The sequence below is a fragment of the Leptospira koniambonensis genome (genome assembly GCF_004769555.1).
Classification (GTDB): domain Bacteria; phylum Spirochaetota; class Leptospiria; order Leptospirales; family Leptospiraceae; genus Leptospira_B; species Leptospira_B koniambonensis.
Map to the genome: position 1 here is coordinate 49,696 of NZ_RQFY01000004.1, position 12,085 is coordinate 61,780.

Sequence of the window (12,085 nt, forward strand, 5' to 3'; positions counted from 1 at the left end):
TTATTTTTTCTTAGAAGTTTTCTTGGGAGCTGGGACTTTCCGTTTCGTCTTCTTCTTAGCCTCTTTGGCGGTCTTATTATAATCCAAAGCAAGTCCTATCCAATATCCGAACTCTTTCTCTGGTTTTATATCTTCCACATTTACATATAAGAATCCCTTCATCAGATTTCCATTATGGACCATTGGTCTGGCTTTTTTCTTTTCTAAAACAGATTCGTAATCTTTAGGATCTATTCTAAACATAAGTTCTTCATCTCTGACACAAACGCACATCTTTCCATTTACCATGAAGCAGATACCGCCGAACATTTTTTTCTCTTCTACCTCCTTCTGTTTAATGAGAGCTTTTCGAACACGTTCAGCTGTTTTTTCGTTAATCGCCATATACTTTCCTATACCTTATCACTCCGGAACATTCGCAAGTTGGTTCACATCTTCACCTGGGACCAAAACGAATTCTCCATTGGAGCCTTTCCGTCTACTTTCGAGGAAAGGTTTGTATTCTTCCGAATGAAAGAAAGTCTGCATTGCTTCTCGAGAAGGCCATTCAATGATTAAGAATAGCTGCGGAAGTTTTCTATCCCCTTCTATTTTCTCCATATTCGTGGTTCTAGAAAGATATTTTCCCCCGAATTTTTCCACCATCTTGGTTACGTTACGGACATAGGCTGGGATCCAACGAGCACTGGTGATATTCAATTCTGCTACTGAGTAATACTTCATGACCTTCTCCAATCGTAGATTTTGAAATGGTTGCAAGTCTTTTAGGGATTACTTTGAGCTATAAACTACTGTAAATCCGTATATTCTTATGATCTTGAACGAATTTTTGAGGGCGATATTATAAGATCAGTCGAATCTTACTCGGTTTTGGTGCAAAATCCTTCACAGACAAGCGGGATGTAATCGGTCCCTTCAAAGGGATCGATAGAATATATCCCACGAGGAAAAAATGCAAAAAGAACATTTCGACGTGATCACTGTGGGCGCTGGTTTATCAGGGATCAGTGCCGGCTATCATCTGCAAAAACTTTGCCCAGGCAAAAAATATACAATCTTAGAAAGTAGAGCAGATATCGGCGGGACATGGAGCCTATTTCGTTATCCGGGAATTCGTTCAGATTCTGATATGTTTACATTGGGTTATTCTTTCCGACCTTGGAAAGAAGCGAAGGCGATCGCCGACGGACCTTCTATCCTAAATTATGTGAGAGAAACAGCATCCGAATTTGGGATAGATCGTAATATCAGATTCGAACATAGAGTAACATCAACCTCTTGGTCCAGTAAAGAAAACTTTTGGACTTTGAATGTAGAAGTTGGGCCGAAAAAAGAAAAGCGCACATATACTGCGGACTTTCTGTATATCTGCAGTGGTTATTATAATTATGATAAAGGGTTTACTCCAAATTTTCCGGGAGCGAAAAACTTTAAAGGCCAGATCATCCACCCACAACATTGGCCAGAAAATTTAAACTACAAAGGTAAAAAAGTCGTGGTGATCGGAAGTGGTGCAACTGCGGTTACGTTAGTTCCGTCTATGGCAGATGATGCTTCTCATGTTACAATGTTGCAGAGATCTCCGACTTATATTACCAGCCTTCCATCCAAAGATATAGTCGCAGATTTTTTAAGATTTATTCTGCCTGCGAAACTGGCTCATCATATTACTCGGATCAAAAATATTCTGATCCAAATTTGGTTTTACCAAGTTTGCAAAAGATCTCCTAACTTTGCGAAATGGTTGATTCGATTGAGATTGAAGGTTTCTCTCCCGAAAGGTTACGATATAGACACTCATTTCAAACCTAATTACCAACCTTGGGACCAAAGGGTATGTCTGGTTCCTGACTCAGATCTTTTTAAATCAATCTCTAAAGGTAAAGCTTCCATTGTTACAGATCATATTGAAACTTTCACAGCCAACGGAATTAAATTAAAATCTGGAAAAGAATTAGAAGCAGACATTATAGTAACTGCAACTGGACTAGAATTGCTCGCTATCGGCGGGATCCAGTTGAAAGTAGATGGTGAAACAATAGATATTTCTAAACAATTTACTTTCAAAGGATTGATGTTGAGTGGAGTTCCAAACTTCGCATTCTGTGTAGGCTATACAAATGCATCTTGGACTTTAAGAGCAGATTTAACTTCTACTTATGTTGCAAGACTTCTGAACCATATGGAAGCAAAAGGTTATAAACAATGTGTGCCGGTTTGTGATCCTACAAAAATGGAGAAGGAGCCAATCCTAGATCTAAATTCAGGATACATCCAAAGAGCAATAGAACAATTTCCTCAAAGAGGAGCAAACCGTCCTTGGAGATTCCATCAAAATTATCTAATGGATTTATTTGACATAAATTTCGCAAACGTAAACGACTCCAACTTATCGTTCGGATAAATACAAAATAGGAAGAAGAAAAACCAAATGAAAAGTTTTAAAAATAAAGTTGCCGCTATCACCGGAGCAGGATCCGGAATGGGGAGAGAACTTGCAGTCCAGCTTGCTGAACAAGAATGTAATCTTGCATTATCAGATGTAAATGAAGCAGGTCTCGCAGAAACAGTCCAATTAGTAAAGAAGAAGAATCCAAATGTATCTGTTACCAGCCAAAAATTAGATGTATCCGATCGATCTGCAGTCTTCGATTGGGCCTCCAAGGTAGTTAAAGATCATAATAAGGTAAATTTAATATTCAACAACGCAGGTATCGCCTACGGTTCCACGATAGAAGGTTTCGAATCTAAAGATTTCCAAAGAGTAATGGACATCAACTTCGGCGGAGTAGTAAACGGAACCCAAGCCTTCCTACCTTACCTAAAAGAAAGTGGAGAAGGACATATCATCAATACTTCCAGCGTATTCGGGATCATAGCAGTTCCAGGAACTTCTGCATACAATGCATCCAAATTTGCAGTAAGAGGTTTTACAGAAACTCTAAGACAAGAATTGGATTTTACTAAAGCAAAAGTTTCCGCCACTAGTGTTCATCCAGGCGGGATCAAAACTGCAATTGCGAAAAGTTCCAAGACTAATGACAGCGTGAAAGCACTCGGATTAGATCCAAACACTGCAGGAGAAAAAATGTCCGCTCAGTTTATAACAACTGCGGAACGTGCAGCAAAAGTGATCTTAAAAGGAGTAAAGAAAAATTCTCGCAGAGTTCTTATTGGACCAGACGCTGTGTTCTTAGATATAATGCAGAGAATTTTCCCAAGTTCTTATCCAAAAATCATTACTAAGGCCCTTATGGGAAGAATGGCAAAGTAAAGATAGATTCGAAGAGCATAATTTTTATTTTATGAGGCAATAGATTTTATGCTCTTCGAGTTCTTTGCGCGCAGAATATACAATTTTTACAATACTACTCTTCTTCCACAGATGCACTTGGTGCATTTTTCTTAACAGATTCAATCCCGCTTTCACAAGCCTGTTTAGAAGAATATCCTTCACTCGAAGCAATAATCTCTCCGTTTGCGGCCTTTAATCTAAATCGATATTCTCCTTTCGCATCCTTATAAATTACAAATTTTGCGGACATTTCCAACCTCCGATAGGTGGAAGAAATATAGTGCCAAACAAAAGAACGAGTCAATTTATTTTTACGAAGTCTTCAACAAATCCAAGGCAACATCTACTATCATATCTTCTTGGCCACCTACCATTTTCCGTTTACCTAATTCGATCAGTATATCGACCGTTTTGATGCCGAATTTGCGAGATGCCTCTTCCGCATGACGTAAAAAACTCGAATAAACTCCTGCATATCCGAGTGCGAGTGTTTCTCGATCTACTCGAACCGGTCGATCCTGCAAAGGGCGAACTAAATCTTCTGCAGCGTCCATCAAAATGAAAAGATTAGTCCCATGATCCCAATTCATCCGAGAAGCGGCCGCTATAAATACTTCTAGAGGAGCATTCCCAGCACCGGCACCCATACCGGCGAGGCTTGCATCAATTCGGTCACATCCTTCTTCCACTGCGGCAATAGAATTTGCTACTCCCAAAGAAAGATTATGATGAGCATGAATTCCAGTCTGAGTTTCGGGATTTAGAATATCTTTCATTGCACGGAAACGATCTCGAATATCATTCATATTCATAGCACCGCCGGAATCCACTACGTATATACATTCTGCCCCGTAACTCTCCATCAATTTGCCTTGTTCTGCCAACTTTTGAGGGGAAATCATATGGCTCATCATCAGAAAACCTACTGCATCCATTCCTAAATGTTTTGCATATTCTATATGCTGCTTAGAAATATCAGCCTCTGTACAATGAGTTGCGACTCTCACTGAACGAACACCCGCGTTATACGCGTCTTTTAAGTCATGAATTGTTCCGATACCAGGAAGAAGTAAAGTAGCGATTCTTGCATGTTTAACTATTTTACTTGCTTCTTCGATCATCTCCAAATCGGTATGAGCAGAAAATCCATAATTAAAACTTGAACCTTGGAGTCCATCTCCGTGAGCAATCTCGATACTATCCACTTTAGCATCATCAAGCGCCTGCACTATATTTTTTATATGATCAAGTGAATATTGATGGCGGATCGCATGGCTCCCATCTCGCAAAGTGACATCAGAAATAAAAAGTTTTTTGTTGCCTGGAAGGATCATTTTACGACCTCACGCAATTTAGAATTTTTTAATTTAGAAATCCTTTCTCCTGTCGCCAAAGCAGCAGAAGTCATTATATCTAAGTTTCCTGCGAAAGATGGCAGATAATGTGCCGCGCCTTCTACTTCTATGAATACTGTAGTTTTTAATCCTGAATATGCTCCGATACCAGGAATTTTAAGAGGTTTATCTTCTGGAATGATATCGAATAAAACTTTCTGTTTCAGACAATATCCAGGAACGTATCTTTGGACTAAGCTTACCATTTCTAAGATGGAAGCTTCGATTTTAGATTGTTCTTCTAATTTCGACAGTATATAAATTGTATCTCTCATCATCGGAGGAGGTTCCGCAGGATTCATTACTATAATCGATTTTCCCTTCTTCGCTCCGCCAACTAATTCCAGTGCTTTCGAGGTTGTCTCTGTAAACTCATCAATATTTGCTCTAGTACCTGGACCCGCAGATTTGCTACTAATTGATGCAACAATTTCCGCATAATAAACTTCCGCAACTCGGGAAACTGCATACACAATCGGAACAGTTGCTTGACCACCACAAGTGATCATATTGATATTTTTTTGATCTATATTCTGCTCCAAATTTACTACCGGAACACAATAAGGACCAACTGCAGCAGGAGTTAAGTCGATCATTTGAAGATTTGGATTTTTAGACCTTAATATTCTATCATTCTCGATATGAGAAGAAGCTGAAGTTGCATCGAATACGATCTCTATTTCATCAAAATTAGGAAATTCCAATAAACCTTGCACACCTTTGTGAGTAGTGGGAATTCCTAATCTATTTGCCCTGGCTAATCCGTCTGAATTTTTATCGATACCTACAAGGGCACTTAACTCCAAGTCTTTCGAATTTCTCAAAATTTTGATCATTAGATCCGTTCCAATATTACCGGAGCCTATAATTGCGGTTTTTACTTTTTTTTCCATAAGAAGTACCTAATATACGATTAAACCATTTTACAAGAGACTCTTCCAAGCCCTTTGATCTCTGCATCCAAATCATCTCCAGATTGAACGGAAACCATAGGACCTAATGCGCCTGATAAAATAATCTCTCCCTCTTTCAGGCCTTGACCTCTCTCTATTAGATTTTTTGCAAGCCAATAGGCTGCTCTAAGCGGATGGTTTAAACAAGCGGCACCGGATCCAACGGATTCTATATTTCCATTTTTTCTGAGAAACATTCCTGTCCCGGCAAGATCCAAATTTCCCAATGAGACGGGCTGATTCCCCAATACAAAAAGGCCGCAAGAAGCATTGTCTGCTACCGTATCTTCAAGTTTTATCTTCCAATTTTCAATTGCGCTATCGACTATTTCCAAAGCAGGAAGAGCGTATAAGATTGAATTTAAAAATTCTCCATAACTCGGTATTCTTTCTGTGATTTCCCGGGCCAATACAAAAGCTACTTCTGCCTCAACTTTAGGTTGGAGAAGTTTAGATGTAGGCACCTCATCTGAATCCAAATATTCCATATCGGAAAAAAGAGCCCCAAAATCAGGTTGATCTACACCTAGTTGGAGTTGAACTGCTTTTGACGTCAGCCCTATCTTCTTACCTATCTCTTTAGCACCAGTTTTCAATCTTTCTAAATTGTTAATCTTTGCGATTTCATAAGAAATTTCTAATCCGCGAATACCATAAGTTTCTGTGATTGGCTGAATAGGTTTTCTAGTCCTTCTTGCTTCCAGTAACGCAGATGCTGCAAATCGAATATTGGTGGAATTTTCTAAATCGACCATCTTAAACCCCAGCAAACGATTTCACTTGTTTATTTTGAACAGAGAATTTTGAGCCAAGTTGACTCTTCAGCTCTTCCACAAGATTATCACCTTTCAATTTTGCCATACCGAATACGAATTTATCGGGACGAAGAAGGACTAACGCGTCTTTCTTATACCCCGCTTCACGAAACCAAGGTTGTAAAAGACTATAAATGTCTTCGACTTCGTTCAAATCCTGATCAAAATCTCGGCCAACTCCACGAATTCCTTGCGGCCTTCTTCCTTTTTCATATACGGTCATATATTTGGTTCCAATAGAGTTCAGAAAAGAAAGTGACTTATCTGAAAGACATTCTCGAGGATCTACGCCTTGCCCGATCAAAGCAAAGGAGTTGCCTAGTATCTGATCCATTTTCCTATTTGTACCGTCCATGATCTGAAGATCCGGTTGAGGCATTAAAGTTCCTGCATGGCGATTCGCAGAATTTCTAGGTAAACCGAAATACTTTCCATTTTTGTATTTAGGCTTAGGTTTAAATTTTCCTTCTTGGAAAATTTTATAAACACTTGGGATTGATTTAATGATCCTTAATATACCGTTCCGCAATGAAGCCAGGAACTTATTCTCCAATGAAACTACATCTTTTAAAAGTGTTGAAACTTGGATCATCGCTTTCGCGTGAAAATATCTCTCGCTCTGGTATGTATCTAATAATTTTTCGTTTGCTCTTCCATCGATTACTTCAATCAATTTCCATCCTAGATTAAAGGCGTCTCTAATTCCTGAACTCATCCCCTGTCCCATAAATTGAGGAGTCATATGTGCGGCATCTCCCGCCAAAAGAACACGACCTTCTCTCCATTTTTCTGCAACAAGTCCGTTAAATGTATAAACCAATCTGCGTTTTATTTCGAAATGATCCGGATTCACATGCTTGGATAATAACATCCTTATTGTTTCCGGTCTTTCCATGTATTCCTTAGATGTTCCTGCCTTTAGCCTAAATTCGAATCGATGATATCCATCAGGTTGAGGACAACTCACGACTGGACCATTCGGATCACAGTAAAAATTAAAATACGGTAAATGACGAAGTCCCAGTTCCAGATTTTTCTGCCTTAAGTCCACGACTAGCCAAGGTTCCGGAAAGTTTTTCCCTTTTAATTTTATATTTAAGAATTCTCGGACCTTACTTCTTCCGCCGTCGCAGCCAACTACAAAGGAAGCTCTGATAGACTGCTCATCTTCTTGTTCCTTTGGTTTGGGAATTTCTGACTTTTGCCCATAAGCCGTTCCATCAGAAGCTATATGATAAACAGTCACTCCTTTTGCATCCTGAACAAGAGAACGGAATTCTCTACCTCGAAGAACACGGACATGATTGTAATGGCCCAGCTTCTCACTAAGTTTCGTTTCCAAATAAGGTTGGTATAAAAAATTAACGATAGGCCAGCCATTAGGAGTTCCAGTCGGTATGTATTGACCGATAGGTGTTCCGTCTTCATAAGTGAATTGGACAGGGATATCAAACATCATATCCTTATGAATGTCATCCGCAACGCCTGCAGCCTGAAAAGCCCTTAGGCATTCGTCGTCCGTATATACCGCTCTAGCGTTTCCATAGAATACAGGTTCTTTTTCGAGGACAATCACGCTTAATCCTCCTTTACCTAAAATATGGGCCAAGGTAAGTCCAGCTGGGCCTAATCCTATAATCGCAACATCGTAAATAAGTCCGTTTGAGTTACTTAAAGTTTCCATAATATAATATTCCTCCTAGATTAAAATGGGATATATTCTGAACGAAATAGAGAAAGAATTCCTCTTCTAAATTCATTTAATCTAGATAATGCAGTGGAGATCTCCGGTTCATGCCCCCAAGCACTGATCTGCTTATATTTATTTTGCTTCCATTGGATTTCGCTTACTGGGATCGGATTCCATCCCACTTCGAACTCAAAACCAGAAGGAGAAATCACATAAAAAGATAATTCTAGATCATTCGGATGTTGTCCGATCCCATGAGCGATCTCAAATCCTAACTCCTTACATCTACGATAAGCTTGAGTCATATCTTCTAAATTTTTCGCTTCTATATTCAAATGTTGGATCCGAGTAGAAAGTGGATCCATACGAAGCCCTCTTGTTGCAGCTATGGCTATAGAATGATGGCGAGGATTTATTCTCAGGAAGGTAATATCTAATACGACCCCAGACATTTTTTGTTCAATGTAGTCGCTAATCCTAGCTCCAAAGATCTCTTTCCAGAATTCGATTAACTTTTCAGGTTGTTTGGAAACCATGGCTACATGCCCCATCCCAAACTTCTCCGTAACAAAACCTTTAGATAACATATTCAAAGGTGTTTCAGTCAGAATAGGATTAGCGAAGATTTCGATCTTCAATCCCTTCGGCCCGAAAAACTCCCAATAGGATTCGACACCTCTTAGGCTTGATTCAATCCCGCTTCCTTTTCGAACTTCTATCTTTCGTTTTTTCAATATTTCTAATATGTTTTTTAAAGAATTTTCATCATTAACCTGAAATCCTAATGTAGTAAAATCTTCGGCGTCCCCTTTTTTAATCAGGAACCGTCGAGTATGCCAATCCATCCTAAAGGATAATGTATCTTCAGATAAATATTCCGCATGAAGTCCAATCGCTTCCTTACCGAATGTAAGCCATTTCTCCAAATGATTGGATTCGATGATCACATATCCTAATTGCGCGGAATTAAATAAATTTGCGGGTTCGGTCTCAAACATCTACTTGATCCTCTCCGGCATTTTCGATTGTGAATGTAATGTGATGAAAGTTTTCGTAATAGAATTGAATTCATCCGCTCTTTCCCATTGCACCCAATGTCCTGTTTTATTGAATAGATATAGATCACAATTTTGTAATCGTTTCTGTAAGGAAAGCCCACCGCTCGGACGGTTTACTTTATCTTCTGTCCCCCATAGAATTAATGTTGGGATTTCGCATTTAAGAAGTCTTGGATCTCTTGTAAAATCGATATTCTTAAAATTCGGAATTCTATTTGGTCTACGCAAAGGAGGAGCTTTGATTACTTCCGGATCTATGCTAGACTTATATCGTTCTTCGATCAATGCAGAAGGAATTTCGAGACCTTCATAAACCAAATACTCTCGAATGATTTCGGTAATCTTTTCTAAGCTTGGCCCTTTTCCCGAATAATAATCCAAAAGACGATTTAAACCTTTAGTGGGCAACGATCGAGTAGTGTCAATTCCTCCGGGTCCCATAAGGATTAGCGAAGAGATCATATTCGGTTTTTCTAATCCCATCCTGAGAGCACATGCCCCGCCCAATGAATTTCCGATCACATGAACTTTAGCGATATTAAGCACTTCTAAAAATTTCAGCATCGTGTCTGCAAGATCGCCAAAAGGGTCTTTTCTACTAATTCCCTTTGTTGATCCGCCATATCCGGGCATATCCGGAACGATTACTCGGAAATTTTGGCCAAGAACTTCTATATTTTTGGAATAATTCGATATTCCGGATGCCCCAGGCCCCCCTCCATGCAACATTAAAACCGGTTCACCTGAGCCAGTTTCATAGAATTGAATCTCTCTTTCTCCAACAGACAATTTCTTCAGTTCCATTTCCCCTTCCTTAAACTGTTTATAATCCTGATCGGTTACAGTTTCGAACGTTCGGATTATTTGACGTTCAAATTTATGAGATAACTCTCATTTTTATACATATAATTATTTTTTGCAACATTCCTCATTATCAACTTTTGTCAACGAAAAAGAATACCTTTGTGAAGAAATGGATACAAATTTTTGGTAAAAATGTTCAATTCAGATTGACTGATTATTATTTTTTGAGATATATCTCATTTTTAAGTAGTATACTTAATTATGAGTGTATACCTTTGCTGATCCCTTATCGCATTGTTTTATAGGATCGTTATTATTCATTAGGTTTGGAGTTTTTTATGCTTAAACAAATCAGAGCAATCGATGTGCATCATCATTTTATACCTTCTTTTTATACCGAAGCACTCAATCGACAGGGAATAAATATTGTAGCGGGTGCTCCTCTTCCGTCCTGGGATCCTGAACGTTCCTTAAATGTGATGGAGGTAAATGGGGTCCGAACCGCTATCACATCCATCTCTTCTCCGGGTGTTTACTTCGGAAATCGTGAAGAAGCAATTTCTTTGGCTCGCCGCTGCAACGAATATGCAAAAGAGATAAAAGAAACATATCCAGGAAGATTCGGATCTTTCGCTATCCTACCAATGCCTCTACCCAAAGAAGCAACAGAAGAAGCTATCTATGCTTTAGATACGTTAAAAGCAGAAGGGATTGTTCTTCTTGCGAGTACCAGAGGGAAATTCTTAGGAGATCCTGATTTTGAAGAACTAATGGCAGAATTAAATAAAAGGAATGCTGTCGTATTCGTACATCCTGATATTCATCCAAGCAGTGAAACGTTAGGCTTAAAAACTCCCGGTTTTATATTAGAGTTTCTTTGTGATACTACAAGAGCTGCGGTAAATTTAATCTATTCAGGTACACTTGAAAAATACCCAAGGATCAAATGGATACTTGCTCACGCAGGAGGATTTTTACCTTATGTTGTTTGGAGAGTATCTTTAGGGAATCTTCTACCTGAGATTTCCGAAAAAACCCCCCAAGGAATTCTAACCTATCTAAGAAGATTTTATTTTGATACTGCATTATCCCCTTCTCCTTTTGCAATGGCTGCTTTAAAAGAATTGGTAGAACCGGATCATATTTTGTTTGGCAGTGATTTTCCATTTGCTCCCGAACCTTTATTCGTTCACCAAAGAGAAGAACTTAGCCTATTAAAACAATTTGATACTTCCACTCTTGCCGGAATTGATAGAGATCATGCGCTGAAACTTTTCCCGAACCTATCAATGAAAGGAGAAATTTCGGGAGGAGCGCCCGTCTTTGATCGGATAAATCTAAGTACCGCGATCAAATTTCAAGTAATCAAACAATTTGTAAATTTGGCCTCGAAAGCTAGAAACCGTTAATTAAAATGAATATTGGAAGAGGATATTTATTCTTTCCAGACTCTATCAAATGCTTTTTGAGAGATATTCTTAGCATTGCTTGCGGAAACACCGAATGCTTTTAAAACAAAAGCGATCATTGCCATATCATGAGATTTATTTTTCACTCTACCTTCCAGAATATTTCTGATCCCATAATGCAAGGCGCCAATATATAAACCCAATGCGGATTCTTCCGAGTCGACTGTAAATTTCCCGGCTTTGATAGCCTTTTGCATATCTTTCAAAGGTTGAGCGCGAAGAAGTTCGCTCATCCTAGGTGCAACCGCAGCAACACGAATCAATGCCCAAGCCCAATCTGCATCGTTTCTTGCTCTTTTTAAAAAAATCATTCCGCCTACGGCCATTCTTTCAGCACCGTCAGCAATATCCGGCATCAATCGAACTGCTTCTGCAACCAAGGACTCTGCTAAGGCCAAAGCAGATGCTTCTAATAATTCTTCTTTTGTTTTGAAATAATTATAAAATGTTCCGTTTGCAATTTCAGCTTCCGCAGAAACTTCTGCGATTGAAGTTTCTCCTGCATCTTTGATCGCGAATAATCGTAGAGCCGCATTCATAATTTGCGCTCTTGTTCTTTCTCGTTTAGGAAGTAAAACTTTTCGACGTTTCGCAATTGCCATGACCA

At 39.0% G+C, this 12,085-nt stretch carries 13 protein-coding genes; 3 read left to right on the top strand and 10 right to left on the bottom strand.

Annotated elements, in window-relative coordinates:
- Together EHQ52_RS04255 and EHQ52_RS04260 are read right to left on the bottom strand one after the other, a co-directional pair.
- Nucleotides 1-384 (bottom strand): TfoX/Sxy family protein, encoded by a 384-nt coding sequence (locus tag EHQ52_RS04255; protein ID WP_135614037.1) that lies wholly within the window; start codon nucleotides 382-384, stop codon nucleotides 1-3.
- An 18-nt stretch (nucleotides 385-402) separates the two neighbouring features.
- Nucleotides 403-723 (bottom strand): DUF1330 domain-containing protein, encoded by a 321-nt coding sequence (locus EHQ52_RS04260; protein WP_135614038.1) that lies wholly within the window; start codon nucleotides 721-723, stop codon nucleotides 403-405.
- Between the two features lie 229 nt (nucleotides 724-952).
- Between EHQ52_RS04260 and EHQ52_RS04265 the strand changes: the two genes are divergently transcribed.
- Together EHQ52_RS04265 and EHQ52_RS04270 are read left to right on the top strand one after the other, a co-directional pair.
- Entirely contained in the window at nucleotides 953-2,404 is a 1,452-nt protein-coding gene (locus EHQ52_RS04265) for a flavin-containing monooxygenase (RefSeq protein WP_135614039.1), read from the top strand.
- 27 nt (nucleotides 2,405-2,431) lie between these two features.
- Nucleotides 2,432-3,274: an SDR family NAD(P)-dependent oxidoreductase gene (locus EHQ52_RS04270; protein WP_135614040.1), complete on the top strand. Its 843-nt coding sequence runs from the start codon at nucleotides 2,432-2,434 to the stop codon at nucleotides 3,272-3,274.
- A gap of 94 nt (nucleotides 3,275-3,368) precedes the next feature.
- Here EHQ52_RS04270 and EHQ52_RS04275 read toward each other — a convergent pair whose 3' ends face one another.
- The 7 genes from EHQ52_RS04275 to EHQ52_RS04305 all read right to left on the bottom strand — a co-directional run bounded on the left by EHQ52_RS04275 (nucleotide 3,369) and on the right by EHQ52_RS04305 (nucleotide 10,009).
- Nucleotides 3,369-3,545, bottom strand: a complete 177-nt coding sequence (locus tag EHQ52_RS04275) for a YegP family protein (protein ID WP_135614041.1) — start codon at nucleotides 3,543-3,545, stop codon at nucleotides 3,369-3,371.
- 61 nt (nucleotides 3,546-3,606) lie between these two features.
- Nucleotides 3,607-4,629, bottom strand: coding sequence for a 4-hydroxy-2-oxovalerate aldolase (gene dmpG / locus EHQ52_RS04280; RefSeq protein WP_135614042.1), 1,023 nt, complete (start codon nucleotides 4,627-4,629; stop codon nucleotides 3,607-3,609).
- Nucleotides 4,626-5,582 carry an acetaldehyde dehydrogenase (acetylating) gene (locus EHQ52_RS04285; RefSeq protein ID WP_135614043.1) on the bottom strand — a complete coding sequence of 319 codons (957 nt, stop codon included), beginning with the start codon at nucleotides 5,580-5,582 and terminating at the stop codon, nucleotides 4,626-4,628. Before EHQ52_RS04285 ends, dmpG begins: the two co-directional genes overlap by 4 nt.
- Nucleotides 5,583-5,602: 20 nt before the next feature.
- The gene (locus EHQ52_RS04290) at nucleotides 5,603-6,397 is read right to left on the bottom strand and encodes a 2-keto-4-pentenoate hydratase (RefSeq protein WP_135614044.1); all 795 of its coding nucleotides are present in this window, start codon (nucleotides 6,395-6,397) and stop codon (nucleotides 5,603-5,605) included.
- A 1-nt stretch (nucleotide 6,398) separates the two neighbouring features.
- The gene (locus tag EHQ52_RS04295) at nucleotides 6,399-8,141 is read right to left on the bottom strand and encodes a bifunctional 3-(3-hydroxy-phenyl)propionate/3-hydroxycinnamic acid hydroxylase (protein WP_135614045.1); all 1,743 of its coding nucleotides are present in this window, start codon (nucleotides 8,139-8,141) and stop codon (nucleotides 6,399-6,401) included.
- Between the two features lie 20 nt (nucleotides 8,142-8,161).
- Nucleotides 8,162-9,145: a VOC family protein gene (locus tag EHQ52_RS04300; RefSeq protein ID WP_135614046.1), complete on the bottom strand. Its 984-nt coding sequence runs from the start codon at nucleotides 9,143-9,145 to the stop codon at nucleotides 8,162-8,164.
- The gene (locus EHQ52_RS04305; protein ID WP_208653452.1) at nucleotides 9,146-10,009 is read right to left on the bottom strand and encodes an alpha/beta fold hydrolase; all 864 of its coding nucleotides are present in this window, start codon (nucleotides 10,007-10,009) and stop codon (nucleotides 9,146-9,148) included.
- 338 nt (nucleotides 10,010-10,347) lie between these two features.
- Here EHQ52_RS04305 and EHQ52_RS04310 point away from each other — a divergent pair, with 338 nt between their 5' ends.
- A complete protein-coding gene (locus EHQ52_RS04310; protein ID WP_135614047.1) occupies nucleotides 10,348-11,418 on the top strand; it encodes an amidohydrolase family protein in 1,071 nt (356 codons plus the stop codon).
- Nucleotides 11,419-11,444: 26 nt separating this feature from the next.
- Here the strand turns inward: EHQ52_RS04310 and EHQ52_RS04315 are convergent, their stop codons facing one another.
- Nucleotides 11,445-12,080: a TetR/AcrR family transcriptional regulator gene (locus EHQ52_RS04315; RefSeq protein ID WP_135614048.1), complete on the bottom strand. Its 636-nt coding sequence runs from the start codon at nucleotides 12,078-12,080 to the stop codon at nucleotides 11,445-11,447.
- Nucleotides 12,081-12,085: the final 5 nt, after the last annotated feature.

Excerpts from the sequence above, each read along its gene's own strand:
- EHQ52_RS04255 (WP_135614037.1), bottom strand. The coding sequence starts at position 384 with ATGGCGATTAACGAAAAAACAGCTGAACGTGTTCGAAAAGCTCTCATT.
- EHQ52_RS04260 (WP_135614038.1), bottom strand. The coding sequence starts at position 723 with ATGAAGTATTACTCAGTAGCAGAATTGAATATCACCAGTGCTCGTTGG.
- EHQ52_RS04265 (WP_135614039.1), top strand. The coding sequence starts at position 953 with ATGCAAAAAGAACATTTCGACGTGATCACTGTGGGCGCTGGTTTATCA.
- EHQ52_RS04270 (WP_135614040.1), top strand. The coding sequence starts at position 2,432 with ATGAAAAGTTTTAAAAATAAAGTTGCCGCTATCACCGGAGCAGGATCC.
- EHQ52_RS04275 (WP_135614041.1), bottom strand. The coding sequence starts at position 3,545 with ATGTCCGCAAAATTTGTAATTTATAAGGATGCGAAAGGAGAATATCGA.
- dmpG (WP_135614042.1), bottom strand. The coding sequence starts at position 4,629 with ATGATCCTTCCAGGCAACAAAAAACTTTTTATTTCTGATGTCACTTTG.
- EHQ52_RS04285 (WP_135614043.1), bottom strand. The coding sequence starts at position 5,582 with ATGGAAAAAAAAGTAAAAACCGCAATTATAGGCTCCGGTAATATTGGA.
- EHQ52_RS04290 (WP_135614044.1), bottom strand. The coding sequence starts at position 6,397 with ATGGTCGATTTAGAAAATTCCACCAATATTCGATTTGCAGCATCTGCG.
- EHQ52_RS04295 (WP_135614045.1), bottom strand. The coding sequence starts at position 8,141 with ATGGAAACTTTAAGTAACTCAAACGGACTTATTTACGATGTTGCGATT.
- EHQ52_RS04300 (WP_135614046.1), bottom strand. The coding sequence starts at position 9,145 with ATGTTTGAGACCGAACCCGCAAATTTATTTAATTCCGCGCAATTAGGA.
- EHQ52_RS04305 (WP_208653452.1), bottom strand. The coding sequence starts at position 10,009 with ATGGAACTGAAGAAATTGTCTGTTGGAGAAAGAGAGATTCAATTCTAT.
- EHQ52_RS04310 (WP_135614047.1), top strand. The coding sequence starts at position 10,348 with ATGCTTAAACAAATCAGAGCAATCGATGTGCATCATCATTTTATACCT.
- EHQ52_RS04315 (WP_135614048.1), bottom strand. The coding sequence starts at position 12,080 with ATGGCAATTGCGAAACGTCGAAAAGTTTTACTTCCTAAACGAGAAAGA.